Origin of the sequence: Stenotrophomonas sp. 24(2023) (assembly GCF_030913365.1) — a bacterium.
Lineage (GTDB): Bacteria > Pseudomonadota > Gammaproteobacteria > Xanthomonadales > Xanthomonadaceae > Stenotrophomonas.
This window is the reverse complement of the sequence record NZ_CP133160.1, coordinates 1,095,559-1,121,744: the sequence shown is the minus strand read 5'-3', so window position 1 is coordinate 1,121,744 and position 26,186 is coordinate 1,095,559. Positions and strand designations below refer to the sequence as shown.

The 26,186-nt window shown below is 67.6% G+C and carries 16 protein-coding genes; 8 read left to right on the top strand and 8 right to left on the bottom strand.

Annotated elements, in window-relative coordinates; genetic code table 11:
• Nucleotides 1-20: 20 nt before the first annotated feature.
• The 4 genes from Q9R17_RS04925 to Q9R17_RS04910 form a co-directional block, all read right to left on the bottom strand.
• Complete coding sequence (locus Q9R17_RS04925; RefSeq protein WP_308157323.1) at nucleotides 21-2,321, bottom strand: TonB-dependent receptor; 2,301 nt, start codon at nucleotides 2,319-2,321, stop codon at nucleotides 21-23.
• A 202-nt stretch (nucleotides 2,322-2,523) separates the two neighbouring features.
• On the bottom strand, nucleotides 2,524-3,264 hold the full coding sequence (gene phbB, locus Q9R17_RS04920) for an acetoacetyl-CoA reductase (protein ID WP_308157322.1): 741 nt from the start codon (nucleotides 3,262-3,264) through the stop codon (nucleotides 2,524-2,526).
• A 25-nt stretch (nucleotides 3,265-3,289) separates the two neighbouring features.
• Nucleotides 3,290-4,618, bottom strand: coding sequence for a CitMHS family transporter (locus tag Q9R17_RS04915; protein ID WP_308158282.1), 1,329 nt, complete (start codon nucleotides 4,616-4,618; stop codon nucleotides 3,290-3,292).
• A gap of 73 nt (nucleotides 4,619-4,691) precedes the next feature.
• Nucleotides 4,692-5,852 carry a porin gene (locus Q9R17_RS04910; protein WP_308158281.1) on the bottom strand — a complete coding sequence of 387 codons (1,161 nt, stop codon included), beginning with the start codon at nucleotides 5,850-5,852 and terminating at the stop codon, nucleotides 4,692-4,694.
• A 251-nt stretch (nucleotides 5,853-6,103) separates the two neighbouring features.
• Here Q9R17_RS04910 and Q9R17_RS04905 point away from each other — a divergent pair, with 251 nt between their 5' ends.
• The 5 genes from Q9R17_RS04905 to Q9R17_RS04885 are packed head-to-tail and all read left to right on the top strand — an operon-like array spanning nucleotide 6,104 to nucleotide 10,372.
• On the top strand, nucleotides 6,104-6,793 hold the full coding sequence (locus Q9R17_RS04905; RefSeq protein ID WP_308158280.1) for a response regulator transcription factor: 690 nt from the start codon (nucleotides 6,104-6,106) through the stop codon (nucleotides 6,791-6,793).
• The gene (locus Q9R17_RS04900; protein ID WP_308157321.1) at nucleotides 6,768-8,171 is read left to right on the top strand and encodes a sensor histidine kinase; all 1,404 of its coding nucleotides are present in this window, start codon (nucleotides 6,768-6,770) and stop codon (nucleotides 8,169-8,171) included. The genes Q9R17_RS04905 and Q9R17_RS04900 overlap by 26 nt, the downstream gene beginning before the upstream one ends.
• Nucleotides 8,168-9,220, top strand: a complete 1,053-nt coding sequence (locus Q9R17_RS04895) for an ABC transporter substrate-binding protein (protein WP_308157320.1) — start codon at nucleotides 8,168-8,170, stop codon at nucleotides 9,218-9,220. The genes Q9R17_RS04900 and Q9R17_RS04895 overlap by 4 nt, the downstream gene beginning before the upstream one ends.
• 48 nt (nucleotides 9,221-9,268) lie before the next feature.
• Nucleotides 9,269-9,916, top strand: a complete 648-nt coding sequence (locus Q9R17_RS04890; protein ID WP_308157319.1) for a response regulator transcription factor — start codon at nucleotides 9,269-9,271, stop codon at nucleotides 9,914-9,916.
• Between the two features lie 3 nt (nucleotides 9,917-9,919).
• Entirely contained in the window at nucleotides 9,920-10,372 is a 453-nt protein-coding gene (locus tag Q9R17_RS04885) for a DUF695 domain-containing protein (RefSeq protein ID WP_308157318.1), read from the top strand.
• 66 nt (nucleotides 10,373-10,438) lie between these two features.
• Here Q9R17_RS04885 and Q9R17_RS04880 read toward each other — a convergent pair whose 3' ends face one another.
• Nucleotides 10,439-13,090 carry a PAS-domain containing protein gene (locus Q9R17_RS04880; protein WP_308157317.1) on the bottom strand — a complete coding sequence of 884 codons (2,652 nt, stop codon included), beginning with the start codon at nucleotides 13,088-13,090 and terminating at the stop codon, nucleotides 10,439-10,441.
• Between the two features lie 59 nt (nucleotides 13,091-13,149).
• Entirely contained in the window at nucleotides 13,150-14,319 is a 1,170-nt protein-coding gene (locus Q9R17_RS04875; protein ID WP_308157316.1) for a porin, read from the bottom strand.
• A 319-nt stretch (nucleotides 14,320-14,638) separates the two neighbouring features.
• Between Q9R17_RS04875 and Q9R17_RS04870 the strand changes: the two genes are divergently transcribed.
• Together Q9R17_RS04870 and Q9R17_RS04865 are read left to right on the top strand one after the other, a co-directional pair.
• Nucleotides 14,639-15,985: a dicarboxylate/amino acid:cation symporter gene (locus tag Q9R17_RS04870; RefSeq protein WP_308157315.1), complete on the top strand. Its 1,347-nt coding sequence runs from the start codon at nucleotides 14,639-14,641 to the stop codon at nucleotides 15,983-15,985.
• Between the two features lie 251 nt (nucleotides 15,986-16,236).
• Entirely contained in the window at nucleotides 16,237-18,528 is a 2,292-nt protein-coding gene (locus tag Q9R17_RS04865) for an NADP-dependent malic enzyme (RefSeq protein WP_308157314.1), read from the top strand.
• Between the two features lie 223 nt (nucleotides 18,529-18,751).
• Here the strand turns inward: Q9R17_RS04865 and Q9R17_RS04860 are convergent, their stop codons facing one another.
• Both Q9R17_RS04860 and Q9R17_RS04855 read right to left on the bottom strand, forming a co-directional pair.
• Nucleotides 18,752-19,453, bottom strand: coding sequence for a basic secretory protein-like protein (locus tag Q9R17_RS04860; protein ID WP_308157313.1), 702 nt, complete (start codon nucleotides 19,451-19,453; stop codon nucleotides 18,752-18,754).
• An 8-nt stretch (nucleotides 19,454-19,461) separates the two neighbouring features.
• Complete coding sequence (locus Q9R17_RS04855; protein WP_308157312.1) at nucleotides 19,462-22,830, bottom strand: GH92 family glycosyl hydrolase; 3,369 nt, start codon at nucleotides 22,828-22,830, stop codon at nucleotides 19,462-19,464.
• Nucleotides 22,831-23,344: 514 nt separating this feature from the next.
• On the opposite strand from Q9R17_RS04855, the gene Q9R17_RS04850 reads away from it, so the two are divergent.
• A complete protein-coding gene (locus tag Q9R17_RS04850) occupies nucleotides 23,345-26,092 on the top strand; it encodes a TonB-dependent receptor (RefSeq protein ID WP_308157311.1) in 2,748 nt (915 codons plus the stop codon).
• Nucleotides 26,093-26,186 lie beyond the last annotated feature (94 nt).

The following is a 26,186-nucleotide window of genomic DNA, read 5'->3' as shown; positions in this document are numbered from 1 at the left end:
GGAGGTGCTGCATCACCTGATCAGAACTCCACGCCCACCGTCATGAACAGCTGGCGCGGTGCGCTGGCATGGATTGCGTACTTGGTACCGGTCGGGTCGGTCGGCGAGAACGCGCTGAGCTGGCCGGCATAGCGCTTGTTGGTCAGGTTGGTCGCGTTCAGTGACACCTTCACGTCACGCACGCCCATCGCCGGGCCGAACGAATAGCCTACGCCGGCATCGAAGGTGGTCACGCCCGGCACCGACTGGTCGTTGGTATAGGTGTAGTAGCGCTTGCCGGTGTACTTGGCACGCAGGCTGGCGAAGAAACCGTCGTGGTTCCAGCTCAGTTCGCTGGAGGCCATCTGCTGCGGGGTATCAACGGTGATCTTGCCGGCCACCGGCACGATCGCGCCACCGGAGGTGTAGTTGTCCTCGTAGGTGGTCTTGTTCCAGGACAGCGCGTTGTACCACTGCAGGCCCTCCATCGGCTTGAGGATGAAGGTCAACTCCGCGCCGTGGCTCTTCACCGAACCCACGTTGATGAAGCGGGTCACGCACTCCGGACGGGTGCCGACTTCGATGCTCGAGCATGGGTTGAGCGAGAGCAGGCGGTTGTCGAAGGTCACCGTGTAGGCGGCGATCGAGGCCTGGTACTTCTCACCGAAGGTGCGGAAGCCGGCTTCCAGCGTCTTCGACTTTTCCGGCTCCAGGCCGGCGCTGGCGGCGAACGATTCCGGCGACACCTGCAGCGGGCCACCGCTGCCGCCACCGACGAAGGCGGCGATGTTCTCGGCGTACGAAGCGAACACTTCGTTGTTCGGGTTCAGCTTGAAGCCCACCCCCAGCTGCGGCAGCACCGATTCCTTGGCCGTCAGCGTGCCCGAGGCGATGCTGGTTTCGCCGCCCGGCTGCGCGGTGGCACGCATGCGCGTGTTGGGGCTCTTGATGCCCACGTCCACGGTCAGGCGGTCATCGATGAAGCGCATGCGGTCCTGCACGTAGAACTGGCGCGTGCGGATGTCGAAGTCCTGGTTGAACAGGCGGCGGTCCGGGTTCTGCAGGTACAGGTCGTCCAGGAACGGGCCGCTGATGTAGTAGAAGTTGCGCGAAACGTTATGGTCGTTCTGCTCGTACCACAGGCCGGCTTCCAGTTCGTGGATGCCCACCTGCCAGCTCAGCGCGGCGGTCAGGCCGGTGCGGTTGATGGTGTAGTTGGTGCTGCGGATGGAGATGGGCAGCATGCGGTCGGTGCCCGGGTAGGACGGCTGGCCCGGTGCCCACCAGTGGCCCTGTCCACGGTTTTCGTGGTGGTAGGCCAGCAGCTTCAGGCGGCTCTGGTCGGTCAGGTGCAGGTCGGCGTTGACCGAGTACAGGTTGTCATCGCGCAGCGCACGGCTCTGGTAGTACGCATCGTCGATGCTGTTGACGCCGCCGCTGAACGCGCAGCGTGCCTTGTTGTAGGTGCCCGGGGCACAGTACGCGGCGGCCACGGCGCGGTCCCAGTCCGGCGCGTAGATGTTCCAGTCCCAGCCCAGGCCCCGGGCCAGCATGCTCTTGGACAGGTAGGCATAGTTGGCCTGGCTGACCCGTGAGGTCGCCACATAGGCACCGAAGCGGTTGTCGCCCACGTTCCACACCGCCTTGGCGTTGAACTGGCGGGTGGTCTGGTTCTGGTACGGCGCGGCCCACATGTCCTGGTCCTGGTGCACGCCGGAGACATAGGCCGAGAAGCCGTTGATGTCGCCGGTATCCACGCGCAGGAAGCCGCGGCGCTGGTTGTTGTCGCCGACGGTGACACTGGCACGGCCACCGAATTCGGTGGACGGGTCGGCCGAGAAGTACTGGATGGTGCCACCCAGGTTGCTGGTGGATGCCACGCCCAGCGAACCGATGCCCTGCGACAGCTCGGCACCGGCCAGGTTCTCGGCGATCACCGCGCGGGCGATGCTCAGGCCGTTGTAGTTGCCGTAGCTGTTGTCGCCCAGCGGAATGCCGTCGAGCGTGTAGCCCAGGCGGCTCTTGTCGAAGCCGCGCAGGCTGATCGACTGCGATTCCTCGTTGGCGCCGAAGGCATCGTTGGACTGCACCGACACGCCCGGCAGGCGGTCGAGGATCTTCTGGCCGCTGGTGCCCGGCGGCAACACTTCCTTGTCCACCGCAGTGATGCGCTGCACCTGGCGGGTCTCGCCCTGGCCGATGACGGACACGGTATCCAGCGTCTGCGCGCTCGGCGTGGCGGCACTGGCGTCGGCGGTGGAAGCGGCGATGTCGGCGGCGTTGGCCTGCACGGCGGCGGCCAGGGCGATCGCCACGGCGATCGTCAGGTGTCGGGTCTGCATGGTGGTCCGTTGCGTGGGGGAAGGTCACCGGCACGCCGGTGTACCCCCACTATGCGAACGCAACATGAAACCTTCTTTACGAAAAAACAACGAAAATGCAGGGCCGGAACGCGGCCCTGCAGGACGTGGATCCACCGGGGGAGGAGCGTAGATCCACGCCATGCGCGGAGGGAGCACGCCTGCCATGCGGCATGGCAGGGCATCACCCCATGTACAGCCCGCCATTGACCGGATAGTCGGCGCCGGTCACGTACGAGGCGTCGTCCGAGGCCAGCCAGGCGCACAGCCCGGCCACTTCCTCCGGCCGGCCCAGGCGGCGGATCGGCACCGAGGCCGCCAGCCGGTCCAGCACGTCCGGCGGGAAGCTGCTGATCGACTGGCTGGCGATGTAGCCGGGCGAGATGGTGTTCACCGTCACTCCGCGCGCGGCCACTTCGGCGGCCAGCGCACGGGTGAAACCGTGCATGGCGGCCTTGGCGGTGGCGAAGTTCACCTGGCCGATCTGGCCCTTGTGCGCGCTGACCGAACCGATGTTGATGATGCGGCCCCAGCCCCGTGTGGCCATGCCGTCCACCACCTGCTTGGTGATGTTGAACAGCGAATTGACGTTGGAATTGATCACCGCGTTCCAGTCGTCCGGGGTCATCTGCCGGAACAGCAGGTCGCGGCTGCCACCGGCGTTGTTGACCAGCACGTCGATCTCGCCGACCTCGGCGCGCACCTTGGCGAAGGCAGCACTGGTGGAGGCCCAGTCGGTGGCGTTGCCTTCGGAGGCGATGAAATCAAAGCCCTGTTCGCGCTGCTCGCGCAACCAGTTGGCCTTGCGCGGGGAGTTTGGCGCGCAGCCGGCGACGACGGTGTGGCCGGCACGGGCCAGGGCCTGGCAGATGGCAGTGCCGACACTGCCCATCCCGCTGGTGACATAGGCGATGCGAAGAGTCATGGCAGAACGCTCCTTGGTGACCGGATCAGGCGGCGAAGGGATACAGGGCGAACAGCAGGCTGCCGACCATCAGCAGCATCGAGATGGCGATGGCCCATTTCAGGGTGAACTTCTGGTGGTCGGCGAATTCGACCTTGGCCAGGCCCACCAGCAGGTAGGTGGACGGCACCAGCGGGCTGAGCAGGTGCACCGGCTGGCCTGCCAGCGAGGCGCGTGCCATTTCCACCGGGGTGATGCCGTAGTTGCCGGCGGCCTCGGACAGGATCGGCAGCACACCGAAGTAGAACGCATCGTTGGACATGAAGAAGGTGAACGGCATCGAGGCGATGGCGGTGATGACCGCCAGGTACGGCCCCCACGATTCGGGGATGACCGCCAGGAAGCTGTGCGACATCGCCTCGACCATGCCGGTGTTGTTGAGGATGCCGGTGAAGATGCCGGCGGCGAAGATCAGCGAGACCACCGACAGCACGTTGCCGGCGTGGTTGACCACGCGGCGGCGCTGTTCGGCCAGGTTCGGGTAGTTGATCACCAGCGCGATCGCGAAGCCGACCATGAACAGCACCGGCATCGGCAGCACGCCGATCACCAGCGCGGTCATCAGGGCCAGGGTCAGCGCCAGGTTCACCCACAGCAGCTTGGGCCGCTTGATGTCCTCGGCGTCCTCGACGGTGGGCAGCGTGTTGCCATCGTCGGACACGGTGCTGTCCATCCAGCTGCCGCCGGTGGGCAGCGCCACCACGCCCAGGCGGCGGCGCTCCTTCAGGCCCAGGTACCAGGCCAGCAGCAGCACGCCGGCACAGGCCATCACCATCGCCGGGATCAGCGGCACGAACACGTCGGCCGGGTCCACGTGCAGGGCGGTGGCGGCGCGCGCGGTGGGGCCACCCCACGGCGTCAGGTTCATCACGCCGCCGGCCAGGATGGTCACGCAGGTCATGTTCAGCGCGTTCATGCCCAGCCGCTGGTACAGCGGCAGCATTGCCGAGACGGTGATCATGTAGGTGGTCGAACCATCGCCGTCGAGCGAGATCAGCATCGCCAGCACGGCGGTGCCGAGCACGATCTTCATCGGGTCGCCCTTGACGAAGCGCAGGATCACCCGCACCAGCGGATCGAACAGGCCCGCATCGATCATCACCCCGAAGTAGAGGATGGCGAACATCAGCATCACGCCGGTCGGCGCGATCTTCTTGATGCCCTCCAGCATCATTTCGTCGATGCCCGCACCGAAGCCGCCGAGCAGGGCGAAGATGATCGGAATGGTGATCAGCGCCACCAGTGGCGACAGCCGTTTGCTCATGATCAAGTACATGAACGTAATGACCATGCCAAAGCCGAGGATGCTCAGCATCATCTGCGGACTCCTTGAAACGTAGGGTGTGGTGAAGGAATGCCGGGTGCAGGCACCCGGCTGCAACGGAGGATCAGAAGTCGTACTGCAGGCGCCCGGTCACTGCGCGGGTGCGGTCCACGGTCAGCCCGGCCAGGCGGTCGCGGTTGCGGCTTTCGATGACGTTGAGCATGAAGCGCAGGTTGTCGCGCAGGTACCAGTTGCCGCCCAGCGTCCAGGACTGCGTGCTGCCGCGGCGCAGGTCCGGCTGGCCAACCAGGTGCTGGTCGCCCCACATGCGGTCATAGCGCAGCGCCAGTTCGAAGGCACCGGCCTTGTGGCGGATGTCCTTGATGCGCGCGAAACGGCCGGTCTTGCGGTCATAGGCGCGCGATTCACCGGTGAGGAACCAGCTGACCATGCCGTAGGTGGCCATGACCGTGCCGCGCTGGGCGCCGTCATCGAAGGTGGCACCGCTGTACTCGCCCTGCCACGACCACGGGCCGCGGACCTGCGCGTATTCCAGGGACCATTTGTTGACGTCGGTATCGCGGCCGTTGGAGAAATCGACCAGGGTCAGGCGGCTGTTGTCGGACAGGTGGCCGGCCGGGCGCGGGCGGATCTTCAGGCCCGGTACGCCGCTGGCGCCCGGGTTGTCGTACGCCTCACGGGCCAGCGACAGCCCCAGGTGCAGCACGTCGCCATCGCGCGGGGAGGGCGCCCAGGTAACCCGGCCACCGGCCGCACGGCCCTTCACCTGCCAGGCATCGATGCTTTCCAGGCTGTAGACGCTGGCCGCCCAGGTGAAATCACCCGGATTGGCCTGCCAGGACGCGCCCCAGCGGTACAGCGGGGCCAGCGTGGTACCGGCATTGCCGCGCTCCAGGAACGTGCCGTAGTTGGAGCTGGTGCGGTCATCGAGCGAGTAGAACTGCTTGAACTGGCCCACCGTCAGCTTGCCGGCCTTGCCGAAGGTGTGGCTGAGGTAGACATCCTTGGCTTCGACGCGGTCGCCGGAAAAATCGGCTTCCAGCTTGTAGTCGACCAGGAAGAACTTGCCCGAGACATCAAACCAGGCACGGCGGATCTCGGTGTCGTTCTTGTTCGGGGTGCCGCGGTCATCGTTGTGGAACGTGGCGAAATCCAGATGGATGCGGCCGCCCACGGTCGCGGTGACCGGGCGGTCATCATCGGCGAACGCCGGCGCGGCGAGCGCGGCCAGGGCCAGGACGGCGGCCGGATGCCGCCAGGTGATGCTGTGTTCCACAAACCCTCCCAGGTACGCGCCAGGCGCGTGGCAATCGTGGGCACCGGACGGTGCGAGGGCGCAGTCTGGGCGTGGCAAGCTGTCATCCGCCTGTCAGCGGTTTGTGCGCTGCAGCGAAAAACGGCCGCTGCGTCCGCCGGGCGGGGCCGGGCAGGGCAGGGCCTTCCTGCCGCGATGCCCGGCAGGCAGCGGAGCGCCCCACGCGGTAGCATTCGCTTCCCCCGTTCCTTTCCGTGCCGATGCGCCTGCTGCTGGTCGAAGACAACCCGGACCTGGCCGATGCGATCATCCGGCGCATGCGCCGCAGTGGGCACGCGGTGGACTGGCAGGCCGACGGCCTGGCTGCCGCGAGCGTGCTGCGCTACCAGAGTTTCGACCTGGTGGTGCTGGATATCGGCCTGCCCAAGCTGGATGGCCTGCGCGTGCTGGCCGGCATGCGCGAGCGCGGCGATGCCACCCCGGTGCTGATGCTGACCGCCCGCGATGGCATCGAGGACCGCGTGCAGGCGCTGGACGTGGGCGCCGACGACTACCTGGGCAAGCCATTCGATTTCCGCGAATTCGAGGCGCGCTGCCGCGTGCTGCTGCGGCGCGCGCGCGGGCATGCCAGCGAAGTGGTGCAGATCGGCGGTTTCCAGTTCGACAACGCCGCGCACAAGGTGAGCCTGGATGGCGAGCCGATCGAACTGCCCAACCGCGAGTACCGCCTGCTGGAAATCCTGGTCGGGCGGCTGGGCCAGGTGGTGGGCAAGGATGAAATCGGCAACGGCCTGTTCGGCTTCGATGACGAGGCCGGCCCGAATGCCATCGAGCTCTATGTGGGGCGCCTGCGTCGGAAGCTGGCCGCCGCGCCGCTGCGCATCACCACCGTGCGCGGTGTCGGCTACCTGCTGGAGGCCAGCGATGGCCCCGCCGATGGCGACGGCTGAGCCGCGAGCCGGCGCGCCGGGATCACTGCGGCGCACCCTGCTGCTGTACCTGGGGGCGCTGCTGGCGGTGTTCGCGGTGGCGCTGCTGTTTGCCGCGCGTGATTACGGCCAGCGTGCCGCCAACCGTTCCTATGACCATCTGCTGGTGTCCTCGGCGCTGTCCATCGCCGATTCGGTCGCGCTGGTCGATGGCCAGTGGCAGGTCGACCTGCCCTATGCCGCGCTGGACCTGCTGTCGATGGCGGCCGAAGACCGCGTGTTCTATCGCGTGGCCGACAGCCGCGGGCGATTGATCACCGGCTATGGCGACCTGCCCGCGCCGCCACGCCGGCCGGGCATGCAGCCGCAGCTGTTCGATGCGCCCTACAGCGGCGAGACCGTGCGTTTCGTCGTGGTCCAGCGCAGTTTCGCGGCGGCGTCCGCGCAGGGCGAAGTACAGGTGCAGGTGGGCCAGACCCGGCGCGCGCGCGAAGCCTTGGCACGCGACATGGTGACCCGTGCGCTGCTGGCCATCGGCGTGCTCTCGGGCCTGCTGCTGGCGCTGGTGGCCTTTGGCGTGCACCGGGCCTTCCGGCCCCTGGTGCGTGTCGAACGCGAGCTGTCACGGCGCGAACCGTCCGACCTGAAACCGCTCGATGCGCGCGTGCCGCGCGAGATGGACCAGATGGTGGCCGCCCTGAACCGCTTCATGGGGCGCCTGTCCAGCAGCAACGAGACCCTGCGGGCGTTCATGGCCGAAGCCGCGCACCAGATGCGTACACCGTTGGCGGCGCTGCGTGCGCAGGCGCAGCTGGCACTGGACGACGACGACCCGGACGACATGCGGCGCAGCCTGCAGGCCATCGAGCGCAATGCCACCCACATGAGCCGCCTGCTCAACCAGCTGCTCAGCGATGCCAGCGTGATCCACCGCTCCAACCTGCAGCGGTTTGCTGCGGTGGACCTGGCCGAGACCGTGCATCAGGCCCTGCACGAAGCGTTGCCACAGGCGGGGCCTGCGCCGCGCGTGCAGCTGGCGATGACCGCCGAGCCGGTGCAGGTGCATGGCGATGCGCTGCTGCTGCGCGAGGCGATCAAGAACCTGGTCGACAACGCGCTGAAGTACGGCGGCAACGGTGCGCTGCAGATTGCGCTGACCGTGCAGGAGGCGCAGGCCGTGCTGACCATCGCCGACCACGGCCCCGGAATCGCGGCGGCCGATGCCGGCCGCGTCTTCGAGCGTTTCGCCCGTGGCGAGGGTGCGCCGGCCGGTGGTGCCGGCCTGGGCCTTGCCATCGTCAAGCGCGTGGTTGACAGCCATGGTGGCACCATCGACCTGGCCAACCGCCCGCAGGGGGGCCTGGTGGCCACCATCCTGCTGCCCCGGAGTGCATCATGATCCGCGTGTTGTCCACCCTGTTCATGCTGCTGCTGGCAGGCATGGCCGTGGCCGCACCGGGCGATGTGCGCCGCTTTCCCGCACAGGGCACGGCCAGCGCGCAGCTGCGCATCCATGGCACCACCGATATCGAGGTGTTCGCGGTGGTCATCGCCGACTACCAGCGGCTGCACCCGGGTACCGAGGTGGTCTACGAGGACATCATCACCCAGGACCTGTATGCCCGTTACCTGCAGGACCGGCAGGGGCCGGCATCACCGGACCTGCTGATTTCCAGCGGCATGGACCTGCAGACCAAGCTGGTCAACGATGGCCACGCGCTGCCGCACCGGTCGGCGCAGACCGAGGCGCTGCCGGGCTGGGCGCAGTGGCGCCATGAAGCCTTCGGCATCAGCTACGAGCCGGTGGCGATGGTGTACAACACGCGCATGCTGCCGCCATCGCGCGTGCCGCATACGCGCCGACAGCTGCTGGACCTGCTGCGTGCCGAGGGCGCACCGCTGCGCGGCAAGGTCGGTACGTATGACATCGAGCGCAGCAGCGTGGGCTACCTGCTGGCCACCCAGGATGCGCAGCGTGGCAGCATCGCCGGTGCGTTGCTGGCCGCGCTGGGGGACAACGGCGTGGTACGCGAGGAGCGCACCGGCGTGCTGCTGGACAAGGTGAGCAGTGGCGAGCTGGCGCTGGTCTACAACGTGCTCGGTTCCTATGCGCAGGCCCGCATCGATGCCGGTGCACCGCTGGGTATCATCGAACCGGAAGACTACACGCTGGTGGTGCTGCGTACCGCGTTGATTCCGCGCACCAGCCCGCACCCGGGCGAGGCGCGGCGCTTCCTGGACTACCTGCTCTCGCCGCGCGGCCAGCAGGTGCTGTCGCGCGAGGCGCGGCTGATGCCGATCGTGCATACCGATGGCCGCTACGCCGACCCGGCGCGCAACCTGCGCCCGATCCAGTTGGGCCCCGGCCTGCTGGTGTACCTGGATGCGCTCAAGCGCCGGCAGTTCCTGGATGCCTGGCGCAGCAGCGTGGAAGCGGCCGGGCACTAGCGGCGCAGCCGGGGCGTCGGCAGCCGGGACAGCCCGTACAATGGGGCCATGAGCGACGTGAACCTGCTGGTAGCCGACGACCATCCCCTGCTGCGCGCTGCGGTGGTGCATGCCCTGCGCGAGAGCCTGCCGCACGCGCGGGTGCGTGAGGTAGCCAGTGCCGAGGCGCTGGAGCAGGCGCTGGACGCGCACCCGGACATCGAGCTGGTGCTGCTGGACCTGACCATGCCGGGCGCGCACGGCTTTTCCGCGCTGCTGCACGTGCGCGGCGCGCACCCGGACATTCCGGTGGTGATCCTGTCCTCCAACGACCACCCGCGGGTGATCCGCCGTGCGCAGCAGTTCGGCGCGGCCGGTTTCGTGCCCAAGTCCGCACCGCCGGAAACCATCGGCAAAGCGGTGGTGGCCGTGCTGGAAGGCGGGCTGTGGTTCCCGGCGATGGCGGCCGAGCGTTCCGAGGCCGATGCGCTGCTGGCCAGCCGCCTGGCCCAGCTGACCCCGCAGCAGTTCCGCGTGCTGCTGTGCCTGGCCGACGGCCTGCTCAACAAGCAGATCGCCTACGAACTGGGTCTGGCCGAGAACACGGTGAAGGTGCACGTGACTGCAATCTTGAAGAAGCTTGAGTGCCACAGTCGCACCCAGGCGGCGGTGCTGGTGAAGGCGCTGGAGCCGGAAGGCGACGCCAGCGGGATCTGACCGATGCGCGAAACCCAGGCGCCGTTCTACGCCCTCATCAACACGACCCTCGGCGAGGATCCTGCGGTGGTACTGGTCAACACGGCGCTGCGGAGCGTTGCAGGCCGGGACGCATTCCCCTGGCACCTGCGCATCTGCATCGCCTGCAGGGGGTTGGGTGACAACGGTATGCCCACCCCGGAAGAGCTGGAGGTGGTCACGCGCCTGGAAGGGCAGATCCAATCAAGCGTTGGAGCGGACGGCAACGGCGTTTTCCTTGCGCGCATCACCGCCCGTGGCGAGCGCGTGCTGCTGTATCGGGTAGATGATCCCGAACAGGCGAATGACCACCTGCAGCAGCTGCTCGTCGCACCCGTGCAGTTGCGGGAATGGGAGTTCCAGATGGAATACGACCGCGAGTGGACACTGGCCCAGCCCGAGCTTGACCTGCCGCTGCAGGATCCCCGGGTCAACTGACCCGTGTAGCGCCGAGCCCACGCTCGGCTGCATTTTCCCGATCGTTTCAGTCGAGCAAGCTCGACTCTACCCCCGATGCCGCAACAGCATCTGCGTCATTAACGCCCGCAACGCCGGTGGTCGCACCGGCTTGGGCAGGAAGCCCCAGCCCTGTTCGGTCGCATGCTTCTTCAGCGCGTCATCGCGCTCGGCAGTCACGAGGATCACCGGCGGCCGTGCCTGCCACAGCGTGCACAATGCTTCGTACAGATCCGGGCCGTGCCACTGACCCATGCGTACGTCCAGCAGCAGCAACTGCGGCACGTTCAGTGCACTGGCTATCTCCAGCGCGCCGGGCGGGCCATCGGCCAGTTCCACGTTGCAGCCCCAGCGCTCCAGCAAGGCACGGGTGGCCGCGCACACGCGCGGGTCGTCATCAATGCTCCACACCCGGCACTGGCGCAGCGGACTGTCGTCGGACGGCTCTGCCGCCGCGACCGGCGTGAGTACCGGCGCGGCCACATCGTCGGCATGCCCCAGCGCCACGCTCACCGCGAACACGCTGCCCTTGCCCAGGGTGGAGCGCAGGCTGATGCGGTGGCCGAGCAGGCGGCCGATGCGCTCGACGATGGCCAGGCCCAGGCCGGCGCCGCGTTCCTGTTCGACGCCATCGTTCAAGCGGCGGAACTCTTCGAAGATCTCGCCCTGCAGGCTTTCCGGAATGCCCGGCCCCTGGTCGTGCACTTCGATGCGCAGCTGGTCGCGCACGCGTCGGCAACCGATCAGCACGCGCCCGCGCGGGGTGTAGCGCAGCGCATTGGAGAGGAAGTTCTGCAGGATGCGGCGCAGCAGCGCTTCATCGCTGACCACCACCGCTCGGGTGTCCACCCAGTGCAGCTGCAGGCCACGGCTCTTTGCGGCGATGCCGAATTCGCGGGCCAGGGTTTCCAGCAGCGGCGACAGCATGAATGCACGCACACGGGTTTGCAGTGAGCCCGATTCCAGCCGCGAAATATCCAGCAGGCTGTTGAGGATGGCGTCCTGCGCGGCCAGCGCGGTATCGATGTGGTCGGTGGTCTGCTGCAGGGCCGGGTCGGCCAGCTTGCCGCGCAGCACGGACACGAACATGCGCGCCGCATTGAGCGGCTGCAGCAGGTCATGCACGGCCGAGGCGACGAAGCGGCTCTTGTAGCGGTTGGCCTGTTCGGCTTCGCGGCGGGCCTCGTCCAGGTCACGGGTGCGCTCGGCGACGCGGTGCTCCAGCGCGTCGGCCAGCGAGCGCAGTTCGCGCGCGGCATTCTTGTAGCTGGTGATGTCCGCGTAGCTGGTGACGAAGCCGCCGTCGGGCAGCGGGTTGCCGCGGATCTCCAGCACCGTGCCGTCATCCTTCTCGCTTTCGCGCATGTGCGGGCGGCCGCTGCGCAGATGGGTCAGGCGGCGTTCGATCGCTTCATCGATCGGACCGGGGCCGAGCAGGCCGCGACGTGCGTTGTAACGGAAGATTTCCTCGATCGGGCGACCGACGCGGACCAGCCCCGGCGGGAAGCGGAACAGTTCCAGGTAGCGTGAGTTCCAGGCCACCAGCCGCTGCTGGCCATCGATGATGACCACACCCTGCGGCAGGTGTTCCAGACTGCGGCTCAGTCCCTGGTCGGCGTCCTGCGCGGCCTGCAGCAGGCCATCCTGGGCGGTGCGCAGTTCCTGCGCATGCTGTTTGAGCAGGGTTTCCAGCTCGCTGCGGCTGCGCTGCCGATGTGCGGCCAGGCGGCGGCGCTGCTGCACGAACAGCAGCAGGAAGCCCAATGCCAGCCATGCGGCCGCCCCGGTGATCGCCGCGGTACGACCGGCGGTCACCGCGCCGCTGGCATCGTGCAGCAGGTGCAGGTTCCAGTGTTCGTCGGGCAGGGCCAGGGTCTGCCACAGCATGGCCCGGGGCAGGGCGGGGTCCACCAGCTGCACCATGCGCCCGCCATCGGCCAGCACGTCTTCGGTGCGCGCGCGCAGCGGTTTCAGGGTGCGGTCGGCGTACTGGCGGCTGTCCAGCATCTCGCGGTGCTCGGTGCGGCCCAGCGGCCGCAGCAGCCGGTAGCGCCAGGCATCGCGGTTGGCCAGGAACACCACGTCGTGGTCATCGCTGGCCAGCACCACGTCCGGGCTGGACAGCCATTCCTGCTCCAGCGCGGACAACTCGATCTTGATCACCACCGCGCCCAGGCGTTGCCCCTGGGCGCCGACGATCGCTTCGGACATGAAGTAGCCGGGCACGCCAGTGGTCATGCCGATGCCGTAGAAGCGGCCACGGCCGGTGGCCATCGCCTGCCGGTAGTACGGGCGGTAGCTGTAATCCTCGCCGACATTGCTGCTGGGCAGGTTCCAGTTGCTGGCGGCCACGGCCACGCCATCGCGGCCGACCACGGTCAGGGTCGAGGTACGGGTGACCTGGTTGGCCTGCTGCAGCTTCAGGTTCAGCCGCTGGCGGCCGGCCGGCGACAGCGGCCCGCTCAAGGCCTGCAGCAGGTCCGGGTCCAGCGCCATCACCTGCGGCAGGGTGCCGAAGCGGTCGATGCGCTGCTGCAGGCCCTGGCCGTACAGGTCCAGCTGGCGCTGCACCTGGCTGCTTTCGGCGGCCAGCGCATGGCGCCAGGCATAGTGGCCGGTGGCCACCGCGCACAGCACTGCGCCGCCGGCCAGCAACAGCAGGGTCAGCAGGAGCGAGCGGTGGCGGCCGAGCCAGTACATGGCGGCAGTTTACGGAAGGTCCGCCGGGCGCGGCAGCCGCGCCCGGGGAGGTGCATCGGTCAGAAGTGGACCTGGGCGCGCAGCTCGAAGATTTCCGGGGTGCTGCGCACGCCGCGGCGGCTGGCGTCCACCTTCACGTAGTTGGCCTGGAACTTGAAGTGGGTGGTCAGGTACCAGTTGGCGCCCAGGGTCAGGTCATGCTGGCGGCCACCGAGAATGCTGCCGTCGTCCAGGTCCAGGCGGCTGTAGCGGGCCACCAGTTCCACCGCGCCGTAGTCGTGGGCCGGTACCACGTTGGCCACGCCGCCGGCGCTGTAGGGGCGCGATTCGCCGGTCAGGATCCAGCTGGCCATGGCGTACTGGCCGCTGCCGGTGAAGTCGGGCTTGCCGTCACGGGTGATGGTGGCACGCAGGGCTTCGGCCTGCAGTGACAGCGGGCCATGGATCCAGATGCCTTCCAGGCCGGTGCGGCGGATCTGGTCAGCGGTGACCAGCGCCCCGGAATCGACCAGGCGGATGTCGGTCAGGCCGGCTTCCGGGCGTGCACGCAGCCGTGCGCTGGCCTCATGGTGCACATCGCGGCCGTCGCTGAAACCGCGCGGGTTTTCCTGCGAATAGGCCACGCCCAGGTGGATCACATCGCCGGGGGCCTTGACCGGGGTCCACACCGCGCGCACGGCCTGGGTGGTGCCGGGGTTGTCGCCCTGCAGGTCCTTGCCGCCGTAGGCACCGGCCTGCAGCAGGTACTGCGGGCGTTCCAGCACCCAGTCGATACCGGTGCGGCGGCCTTCATAGATGGCCTGCACGGGCAGGGCGAATTCCATGAAGCTGCCGGCGCGGGATGCCGTCACCGCATCCAGGCCCACCGGGGTCTTCATGTAGCCGACCCGGAACTTGCCGATGTCGCTGCCGAACAGCGCCTTGCTTTCCAGCCGCAGGTAGACGTCCAGCCAGGTGTGGGCCTGGAAGTCGAAGTAGACCATGGCGTCGTAGACACCCTTCTTCTTCAGCGTGGCGCCGAATTCCTTGCGGCGCACGGCGTCGGCATCCTCGATGCCGCTGCCGGAGGAGAAGTTGTTGACGTCATAGGCAATGTTGCCGATGGCCGCCAGTTCGGTGCCGTCGTCGAAGGTGACCTTGGTCGGCCAGTTGTCGTACTTCGACGCGGCCGAGGCCAGGGCGGGGGTGGCGGCCAGGCACAGGGCCAGCAGGGTGGGAGTCGTGCGCATGGGTGGGTGCGGCTCTCTCTGGATACGTATGGAGGACAACAACGGCCGCGGTGGCGGGAACTTGCGCGCCGGGAAGCGCGGCCGGAACAGATGGTCACCAGCCCCGGGGACTGTGCGGCGCCAGTGTAGGGATCAACGCCAGCTGAACCGGGGGGCTAGTACCAATAGGTTATCTGCGTGGGCGTGCCGGACGCGTACAAAGGCGTCCATCGGTCGCACCCTTGGCCCGCCGTGGCGGGGGTGTGGGCCTTCCCTTGGAGTCGGCCCCTGCCTGGTCAGGGACCGAATGCGTCAAATCCCGCGTCTTCCGGAGCCCGCCATGCACGTTCCCACTACCCCGACGGTTCCCGCCAAGCCGTTGCCGTTCTACCGGCAGCTGTACTTCCAGGTGATCGTGGCGATCATCCTCGGCGCTGTCCTGGGCCACTACGAGCCGCTGATCGGCGAGAAGATGAAGCCGCTGGGCGATGCCTTCATCAACCTGGTGAAGATGATCATCGCGCCGGTCATCTTCCTGACCATCGTCACCGGCATCGCCAGCATGACCCACCTGCGCACGGTGGGCCGGGTGTTCGCCAAGGCGATGGCGTACTTCCTGTTCTTCTCCACGCTGGCGCTGATCGTCGGCATGATCGTCGCGCACGTGGTGCAGCCCGGCGCCGGCATGAACATCAACCCGGCCGAGCTGGACCAGACCGCGGTCCACAGCTACGTCGAGAAGTCGCATGACCTGACCCTGGTCGGCTTCATGATGGATGTCATTCCCAAGACGATGGTCAGCGCCTTCGTCGACGGCAACATCCTGCAGGTGCTGTTCGTGGCCGTGCTGTTCGGCATCGCCCTGGCGATGGTGGGCGAGAAGGGCAAGCCGATCCTGAACTTCCTGGAGGCGCTGACCGCCCCGGTGTTCAAGCTGGTGCACATCCTGATGAAGGCCGCCCCGATCGGTGCCTTCGGCGCGATCGCCTTCACCATCGGCAAGTACGGCGTCGGCTCGCTGATCAACCTGGCCTGGCTGGTGGGTTCGTTCTACATCACCGCCTTCCTGTTCGTGGCGGTGATCCTGGGCGTGGTGTGCCGGATGTGCGGCTTCTCGGTGTTCAAGCTGGCGCGCTACCTGAAGGCCGAACTGCTGCTGGTGCTGGGCACGTCCTCCTCCGAATCGGCACTGCCCTCGCTGATGGAGAAGATGGAGCGCGCCGGCTGCAGCAAGTCGGTGGTGGGCCTGGTGGTCCCGACCGGCTACTCGTTCAACCTGGACGGCACCAACATCTACATGACCCTGGCCGCGCTGTTCATCGCCCAGGCCACCAACACCGAACTGACCCTGGGCCACCAGATCGCCCTGCTGCTGGTCGCCATGCTCAGCTCCAAGGGCGCGGCCGGCGTCACCGGTGCCGGCTTCATCACCCTGGCGGCCACCCTGGCCGTGGTGCCGGAAGTGCCGGTGGCCGGCATGGCGCTGATCCTGGGCGTGGACCGCTTCATGAGCGAATGCCGCTCGCTGACCAACTTCATCGGCAATGCGGTGGCCACCGTGGTGGTCTCGCGCTGGGAAGGCGCGCTGGACCGTGACCGCCTGAAGCTGGCGCTGGACGGCCGCGAAAGCGAGCTGCCGCCGCCGGTGGATGCGGTCCTGCCGGCCGGCGTACCGGTCAAGGGCTGACCCACGAGCGTCCCGATGCGGGGCCCGCCAGCGATGGTGAGGCCCCGCACGCGTTTCACCGCTGCTTCACAGGCTCCACCCGGTCCCGTCCACATGCTGTCATGCCGCTGCGCCAAGCTGGGTCCAGCACGGCACATACGCGGCTGGATTGTGCGGTCGCAGCATCGCTGCGACAGGATTGCGACAGGTCCGGCCCGTCCAACGGGGGTATCATCCCCTGTCCCACTTGCCCATTCATCTAGTCCACGTCGATGTCCAACGAAGATTTCAAACAGGCCGCCCTCGATTACCACCGCATGTCGCCGCCCGGCAAGATCAAGGTGACCGCGACCAAGCCGATGCTGACCCAGCGTGATCTGTCGTTGGCCTACTCCCCCGGCGTGGCCTATGCCTGCGAAGCCATCAAGGCCGACCCGCAGCAGGCCAGCGAACTGACCGCACGCGGCAACCTGGTGGCCGTCATCTCCAACGGCACCGCCGTGCTGGGCCTGGGCAACATCGGCCCGCTGGCCGGCAAGCCGGTGATGGAAGGCAAGGGCGTGCTGTTCCAGAAGTTCGCCGGCATCGATGTGTTCGACATCGAAGTGGACGAGATGGACCCGGACAAGCTGGTGGACATCATCGCCTCGCTGGAGCCGACCTTCGGTGGCATCAACCTGGAGGACATCAAGGCCCCGGAATGCTTCATCGTCGAGCGCAAGCTGCGCGAGCGCATGAAGATCCCGGTGTTCCATGACGACCAGCACGGCACGGCGATCATCGTCGGCGCGGCGGTGCTCAACGCCATGGCCATCACCGGCAAGAAGATCGAAGAAGTGAAGCTGGCGACCACGGGCATGGGCGCGGCCGGCATCTCCTGCGTGAACATGCTGGTGCAGCTGGGCCTGAAGCCGGAGAACATCCTGGCCTTCGACCGCGAGGGCGTCATCCACACCGGCCGTACCGACCTGGACCCGGAAAAGCAGCGCTACGCGCGCGACACCGACAAGCGCACGCTGGCCGAGATCGTCGATGGCGCGGACATCTTCCTGGGCCTGTCGGCGCCGGGCATCCTCACCGCCGACATGGTCAAGACCATGGCCCCGGACCCGGTGATCTTCGCCCTGGCCAACCCCACCCCGGAAATCATGCCGGAACTGGCGCGCGCCGCCCGTCCGGACGCGATCATCGGCACCGGCCGTTCGGACTACCCGAACCAGGTCAACAACGTGCTGTGCTTCCCGTACCTGTTCCGTGGCGCGCTGGACGTGGGCGCCACCGCGATCAACGAGGAAATGAAGATCGCCTGCGTGCGCGCCATCGCCGCGCTGGCCCGCCGCGCGGCCACCGACATGGGTTCGGCCTACGGCGGGGACACCCCGAGCTTCGGCCGTGAATACCTGATCCCGCGCCCGTTCGACCGCCGCCTGCTGGTGGAGCTGTCCGCCGCCGTGGCCCAGGCCGCGATGGATTCGGGCGTGGCCAGCCGCCCGATCGCCGACATGGAAGCCTACCGGCAGAAGCTGTCGCAGTTCGTCTACCGCACCAGCCTGATGATGAAGCCGGTCTACGACCGCGCGCGCAGCGACAAGCAGCGCGTGGTCTATGCCGAAGGCGAAGAGGAAGTGGTGCTGCAGGCGGTGCAGAACGTGGTCGACGACGGCCTGGCGCACCCGATCCTGATCGGCCGCCCGGAAGTGATCGAATCGCGCATCGAGCGCCTGGGCCTGCGCCTGAAGATCGGCGAGAACATCGAAGTCACCAACATCAACGATGACCCGCGCTTCAACGAGTACTGGCAGTACTACCACAGCCTGACCGGCCGCCGTGGCGTGACCGTGGCCGCGGCCAAAAACCTGATGCGCTCGCGCCCGACGCTGATCGCCGCGGTGATGGTCGCCCGCGGCGAAGCCGATGCGATGCTGACCGGCATCGTCGGCCGCTTCCACAAGAAGCTGGGCTACGTGCGCAGCGTGCTGCCGCTGGAACCGAAGGTCACCTCGACCTCGGCGATGACTGGCGTGATCAACCAGCAGGGCGTGTTCTTCTTCGTGGACACCCACGTGCAGGAAGACCCCACCGCCGAGCAGATCTGCGAGGCCACCCTGCAGGCGGCCTACCGCATGAAGCTGTTCGGCATCGAGCCGAAGGTCGCGCTGCTGTCGCACTCCAACTTCGGCAGCCACGATTCCAAGGACGCGCTGAAGATGCGCCAGGTGCGCGAGCTGCTGCTCAAGCGCAACCCGCGCCTGAACGTGGATGGCGAGATGCAGGGCGACACCGCATGGGATGAAGCCCTGCGCCAGAAGCTGCTGCCGGGTTCGACCCTGCAGGGCCGTGCCAACCTGTTCGTGCTGCCGAACCTGGAAGCGGCCAACATCGCCTACAACCTGGTGCGCGTGTTCACCGACGGCGTGGCGATCGGCCCGATCCTGATGGGCGTAGCCAAGCCGGTGCACATCCTGACCACCAGCGCGACCTCGCGCCGGATCCTGAACATGACCGCGATCGCCGCGGTGGATGCACAGATCCGCAAGCAGCTGGAAGCGGAAAAGAAGGCCTGAGCCTTCTTTCCAGCGACAGCTGCGGAAACGCGCCCTGCGGGGCGCGTTTCTGTTTCCGCAACGTGGAAACGCGTCAGGCGGGCATGTCGCGGGTTTCCTGCGGCCCGGTCGAACAGCAGTCGACGCTGGCGGGGACAGTGCCGCAACCGCCTGGCATCACCGGTCGCATCATCCGTGCATGCAACGGCGCGGACCCTCGGTCCGCGCCTTCATGCCTGCGCGCTTACCGCGCCGGGTGTGCCTTCGCGTATTCGGCCCACAGTGCCGGCAGTGTCTTGCCGGTGCGCTTCTGCCACAGTGCGGGCACGTACTTACCCGAACGCAGGGCGCCGTCCAGCGCCAGCACCAAGCCCGGGTGCTGGGCCTCGCTCCACTTCAGGAACGCGCCGGTCACGCGGTAGCCGGTATCGAAGTTGTGGTCGGCCTTGACCACCGGCGGCAGCGCCCAGCCACCGGCGGCGTTGTCCACGCCATAGCGGTCGCGGGCGTAGTCAGCGATGCCTTCCACCAGCCAGCCCGGCACCTTCTCGTCGGCGTAGCTGGGGTAGCCCTGCACGATGTGCATGGCTTCATGGGTCACCAGGTCCACGTCATCGGGATGCTTGGCCAGCCAGCCCGGGTTGATGGTGATCGTGGCGGCCTTCTCCTTCTCGCCCACGTAGGCCACGCCGTCGTAGCCGGGATCGATGACGATGCCGACCTGGGTCGGTGCCGCCGGGTGGAAGTCGGCACGCTCGCGCAGATAGGCCGAGAAGAACGTGTCGATGATGCGGTCGCGCACCGGCGCGGCCAGCGCGTCGGTGGCATCGGTGTAGCGCAGGGTCACGCCCTGGCGGACCTGGGTGGTTTCCAGCGCCGAAGCGCTGGCGCAGGCCAGGGCAGCAGCCAGGCCGGTAACGGTGAGCAGCAAGCGGGAAACAGACATCGGCATCCTCAGCGGTTCGGGGTCGTAACGGGGGCAAGCAGTTCGATTTCAGCCAGCGGCACGCGGCCAGGGGCGGCCACGCGCAGTCGGTATTCGGCATAGCGGCCAGGCTTGGCGATGCGGAACGGGCGGGTCTGGCGGGCCCAGGCGAAGGCTTCGCCCTTGCGCTCGTCCAGCACGGTCCAGCTGCCGCCAGTGCTGCGCGCTTCCAGCGTCCAGCTGCCACCACGGATGGCACCTTCGCCGCTGGTCAGCGTGTACATCGACGGCGCGCCGTCGGCCAGGCCGGTCAGCAGCACGGTGCTCTTGCCACCCAGCGTCACCGTGGTGGTGGCATCGTCATCGACCAGCACCGGCAGCGCGGTGCCATCGTCCAGCGTGGCCTTGGCGCCGGTGCCGAGCAGGTCATGCAGCAGGGCAGGGTGCTGGCCACGGGCCGTCAGCGAACGCGGGGCGTCGTCCGCGCCGGTGCCCCAGCGCGAGGGCTTGGGGCCCATCTCGAAGTCCAGGGTGGCGCCCTTGGCCAGCAGTTCGTGCGGAATCCAGGTGCGGGTCCACGGCTTGCCGTTGACCTTCAGCGACTGCACGTAGACGTTCTGCGGCGAATTGGCCGGCGCGTTGACGGTCAGCACGGCACCGCCCTGCAGTTCCACGCGCGCATGGCGGAACAGCGGCGAGCCGATCACGTACTCCGGCGCACCCATGCGCAGCGGGTACAGGCCCAGCGACGCGAACACGTACCACGCCGAGGTTTCGCCGTTGTCCTCATCGCCCGGGTAGCCCTGGCCGATCTCGCTGCCCACGTACAGGCGCGAGAGGATCTCGCGCACGTGCTGCTGGGTCTTCCACGGCTGCCCGGCATACAGGTACATCCACGGGATGTGGTGCGAGGGCTGGTTGCTGTGCGCGTACATGCCCATGCGCACGTCACGCGCTTCGGTCATTTCATGGATGATCCCGCCGTAGGAGCCGGAGAACGCCTGCGCGGCGGTTTCCGGCGTGGCGAAGAACGTGTCCAGCTTGGCGGCCAGCTTGTCACGGCCACCGTACAGGCTGGCCAGGCCCTCGCCGTCGTGGGCGGCGGTGAAGGCGAACGTCCAGCCGTTGGATTCGGTGTAGTCGTAGCCCCATACGCGCGGGTCGTAGGCCTTGGCATCCAGGCGCCAGCTGCCATCGGGCTTGCGGCCCTGGAAGAAGCCCACGGCCGGGTCGAACACGGTGGCGTAGGTGCCGGCCCGGTGGCGGAAGTAATCGGCCTCGGTGGCGTAGCGCTCGCGTGCTTCGGCGGTGGTCGCGCGCTTGGACAGCGCTTCGGCCATGTTGGCGATGCCGAAGTCGTTGAGTGCGCCTTCCACCGTCCACGACATGCCTTCATGCACATCGGTGGTGGCGTAGCCACGGAAGGTCGAACGGCTCATGCCCTTGCGGCCGACATGGCGGTCCGGCGGCACCACGGTGGCGTTCCTCAGCGCGGCCGCGTAGGCCTCTTCCGGGTTGAAGCCGCCGATGCCCTTCAGCCACGCATCGGCGAAGGCCACGTCCGAGCTGGTGCCCACCATCAGGTCGGCGTAGCCCGGCGAGGACCAGCGGGCCACCCAGCCGCCGGCGTGGTACTGCTCCAGGAAGCCCTGCACCAGCTGCCCGGCATCCTGCGGGGTGAACAGCGCATAGGCCGGCCAGGTGGTGCGGAAAGTGTCCCAGAAGCCGTTGTTGACGTAGACCTTGCCGTCGCGCACCGGCGCATAGCTGCGCACGGCGCTGCCATCGGTGTTGTTGTCATCGGCGCTGGCCTGGCTGGCGTAGCGCCAGTCCGGGGCGGCGGCGGTGCCGGCGTTCTCATGCCCGGAATTGGGGTACAGGTACAGGCGGTACAGGTTGGAATAGAGCGTGGTCTTCTGGTCGTCGCTGGCATCGCCGATGTCGAAGCGGGCCAGGCGGGCATCCCAGGCGTCCTGCGCACGGCCGGCCACGGTTTCCAGCGTGTCATCGCTGGCCAGTTCCAGGGCCAGGTTGTGGCGGGCCTGCTCGACGGAGATCAGCGAGGTGGCGATGCGCATGGTCACGCGACGGTCGCTGCCGGTGTCGAACTTGACGTAGCCGGTCGGGCGACCGGTATCGATGCGGCCGCTGCTGCGCCAGGGCTTGTCGAAGCTGGCCACCACGAACATGCGGGTGGCGCCGGTGGACAGGCCGCTGCGCGTATCGGTGTAGCCGGACAGCGTCTGCGTGGCGGCATCCAGGGTCAGGCCGCCGCGTGCATCGACGTTGTCGAACAGCAGGTTGGCATCGCCTTCGGCCGGGAACGCGAAGCGGAACACGGCGGCATGGTCGGTGGGGGCGATCGAGGCAGCGATGCCGTTGTCGAAGCGCACGTCGTAGCGGTACGGGCGCGCGCTTTCGTTGTCGTGCGAGAACGACAGCGCGCGCTTGCCACGGTCGGCTTCCGGCACGCCGCTGCCCAGCGAGGGCATCACCTGGAAGGTCTGGCGGTCGCCCATCCACGGGCTGGGCTGGTGGCTCAGCGCCAGCGCCTGCAGCTGCGGGCGGTTCTGCGCGTTGTTCTGCTCGTTCCAGCGGTACAGCCAGCCCAGCGAGCCGGCGTCGGTCACCGGGGTCCAGAAGTTGAAGCCGTGCGGCACGGCGGTGGCCGGGAAATTGTTGCCGCGCGAGAACGCGCCGTTGGCCTGGGTGCCGCGGGTAGTGAGCACCCAGTCGGAAACACGCTGCGGTGCAGCACGATTCTGCGCATCCAGCCGCACGTCATCGATCCAGCCGGACACCGGGGCGCCATCGGCGCTGGCCACGTCCAGTTCGATGGCCACCACGCGGCGGCCGCGCAGCGCGGCGACGTCGCCCAGGCGCACGGCCTTGCGCGCCCACTGCTGCGGGTAGAGGGTCTTCGAATCGCCCTGCGCACGCGCGCCCAGCGCAATGCCGTGCTGGTCCCGCGCGGCGCTGGCCGAGACTCGGCTGCCGTCATCCAGCAGCAGGTCCAGCGAGACATAGGTGGAGGCCACGGTGTCCTCGCCGACGATCTCCGGCAGGACCAGCCAGGACAGGGTGGTGTCGGCGCCGATGGTCACGTCGGCCGGCAGCAGCGTGCGCCGCGCGGCGCCGCCCTTGCTGGCGTAGTGCAGCGCGTGCAGCCCGCTGTAGCCGGCCTTCGGCTTGGCGGTGTAGGGCTCGTCCGGGCCTGCGCCAATGTTGAGTTGCAGTGCAGCATCGGCGGCCGCCTGGGGCGCCGGTTCACCGGGCTCGAAGGAGGTCCGTAGGCCGTCGGCAGCGTGGGCCGTGGAGGCACAGGCCAGGGCCAGGGCGAGCGGAAGAAGGGCGCGCCGGGCGCGGAGCGGAACGGCCTGGTGAAGCAGCTGGGACATGGACGGAGTCTCCCGGAAGGGGCTGGCAACGCCGACCTGCCGTCGTGCGCCGGGGGGCCGGGGCGGTCGGGCCAGAGGGGTCGGGGCGAAGTGCGGAACCGTCGCGATCCTGCATCAGCCCATCCGCCCCTGACAAGTGCATTTGGTTCGATCCAAATCCGGCAAATTCGTTTCACTACAAATTATTGACACTTGGCTTGGATCGATTTAAAAATCGGCCGGATCGTGATCGGAGGGGAACACCGTGAACGTTGTCGAACGCCTGTACTGCCGCCTGCCTGCCCCCACGGCGGGCGGCACCGGGCAACCCGCCGTCCGTCCGCTGCCCGCCCTGCCGCTTGTCCTGGAGAACCCACGCATGCCCTGAGCTGGGCTGGCGTCCCGTTGCTGTGCTGTTGCTGCCCGTTCCTGCTGCCCGTTCCTTCCCGTTTCTGGTCCCTTCCCACCGCTATCCGTCCACGACCCTCCCGCCCGCCCCACAGGTTGGACCGTCATCGCATCTGGAGAGAGTTCGATGAAACCCCGGTTGTTGTCGTTGTTGATGTCCTCGTTGCTGCTGACCCCGCTGGTCGTACACGCCCAGTCCACCAACGATGGCAAGGACGCCAGTGCTTCCAAGACCCGTGACCTGGACGCCGTGCGCGTTACCGGTTCGCTGATTCCGCGCGCGCAGATCGAAGGCCCGTCGCCGGTCACCACCATCACCGCCGAGCAGATCCAGGCGCAGGGCTTCACCACCGTGTTCGACGCACTGCGTTCGCTGCCGGTGGCCAACGGCTCGGTGCAGGATTCGCAGGGCACCGGCTTCTACACGCCCGGTGCGAAGACGGTCAGCCTGTTCGGCCTGGACCCGAGCTACACCCTCACGCTGATCAACGGCCGTCCGATCAACAGCTACCCGCTGGCCTACAACGGCAACACCAGCATCGCCGACATCGCCAACATCCCGCTGGGCATGGTCGAGCGCATCGACGTGCTGACCGGTGGCCAGTCGTCGGTGTACGGCTCCTCGGCCGTGGCCGGTGTCATCAACATCGTGCTGAAGGACCGCGTGGAAGGCACCCACTTCCGCTATCGCGTGGGTGGCTACAGCCAGGGCGGTGGTTCCAGCCAGCGCTTCAGCTTCAGCAGCGGCCAGACCTTCGGCAACCTGGATATCAGCTACGGGCTGGAATACACCAACCAGAAGGCGATCTACGCCTTCGATCGCAGCACCATCGACAGCGTCACCGACAACCCGACCGGCGCGCAGGATCCTTCGCGTACGTTCCTGCGCATGCGCGTGGGTCCCAACGGTTACATCGATCCGGGCGCGGCCACCTGCGCACCGCTGTCCAACCTGTTCGGCGGCAGCACCCTCTACGCGCACCGTGATGCACCGGGTACCGGCTACTACTGCGGCAGCCCGAACAACGTCGGTACCGCGTCGCTGTACAACAAGAGCCAGGACGTCAACGCCACCACCTTCCTGCGCTATCACCTGACGCCGGATACCGAACTGTACTCGGACATCCTCTTCAGCTTCGGCCGCCCCACCTACAGCGGCGGCAGCCCGTTCTGGAACAAGACCTTCTACAACCAGACCACCGGCCAGTACGAGCAGTGGCAGCGCATCTACTCGCCCGAGGAAGTGGGCATCGATGCGAAGGACCAGCGCGTCTACACCCGTTCGTTGAACGTCACCGCCGGTATCCGCGGTGGCCTGGGCAGCACCGGCTTCGACTACGACGTGTACGTCAACCGCTCCAGCACCGACGTCACCCGCAAGTCGATCGACTTCCTCGCCCGCAACGGTGTGGATGACTACTACCTGGGGCCGAAGCTGGGCACGCAGAGCGGCTACGACGTGTACGCGCCGAACCTGTCGCGCCTGTACCAGCCGATCACCCGTGACCAGTACGACAGCTTCAGTGGCATCAACCGTGCCGCTTCCTCGGCATCGCGCACGGCGGTCACCGCACTGGTGACCAACACCTCGCTGTTCACCCTGCCGGCCGGTGATGTGGGCTTCGCGCTGATCGCACAGGGCCAGCGCGAGAAGTTCTTCAACCTGTCGGCCGACCCGAACTCGGGCGTGCTGTTCCGCGGCCAGACCGCCGGTACCTCCGCCGAGGGCCAGCGTGACCTGTACGCCGTGGGTGCCGAGCTGCAGGTGCCGATCCTGGATACCTTCAGCGCCAACCTGTCCGGCCGTTACGACAAGTACGCCCTGCAGGGCGGCGGCGGCAACGGCAAGGCCACCTGGAAGATGGGCCTGGAGTACCGCCCGATCGAATCGCTGCTGCTGCGTGGCAGCTACGCCACCGCGTTCCGCTCGCCGGACATGTTCTACCTGTTCTCGCGCGAAAGCAGCGGTTACACCACCAACACCGACCTGTACCAGTGCCGCCAGGCCGGCTACACCTCCGACAACTACAACCAGTGCCAGCAGTCGGGCCTGTCCGTGCTGTCCTCCAGCACCGGCAACCGTGACCTGAAGGACATCACCGCACGCACCTTCACCTATGGCGTGGTGTGGTCGGGGCTGGACAACGCGTTGAACGTGTCGGTGGACTACAACTCGGTGGTGATCAAGAACGAGGTGCGCATCCTCGGTACCGACAGCATCCTGGCTACCGAAGCCAACTGCCGCCTGGGCCGCTCGGAAAACGGTGCGACCCTGTTCGACATCAACTCGCCGACCTGCCAGCAGGTGCTGGCCCAGGTGCAGCGCAAGCCGGCTACCGATCCGCTCAATCCCAATGGCGTGGACAAGGTGTTCTCCTACCCGATCAACGTCGCCAGCCAGCGCCAGACCGGTGTGCAGGCCGCACTGGACTACCGCTGGACGACCGGTGGCTGGGGTGATTTCTCGGTGAACGCGGGTTACTACCGCCCGATCAAGCACACCATGCAGGATCAGGAAGGCGACCCGGTCTACGACCTGCTGTGCTGTGCCAACTCCAACGAGCTGCAGTACCGTGCCACCCTCGGCGCAACCTGGAAGCGTGGGCCGTTCAGCGCCACCGCCTACGGTGTGCGCAACGCCCCGACCTGGGACAGCAAGGGCGAGCACCGCAACATCGGCCCGTGGACGACCTGGAACGCCACCGTCGGGTACCGCATCAACGATCTGGCCAGCGTCCTGCTGACGGTCAACAACCTGACCGACGAGATGCCGCCGATCGACCGTACCAACGGCAACTGGCCGTACTACGACCAGGGCGTCTACAACGCCTTCGGCCGTTCGGCCTTCCTGGAACTGTCGCTGGACTTCAAGTAAGCCCGTGGCCGGGGCAGGGGGCCGGGTCCCCCTGTCCCGGGCTGCCCGGGGTGGCGGCTGGCCGCCGCCCCAGGTGGTAGAATCCGGTTCCTCG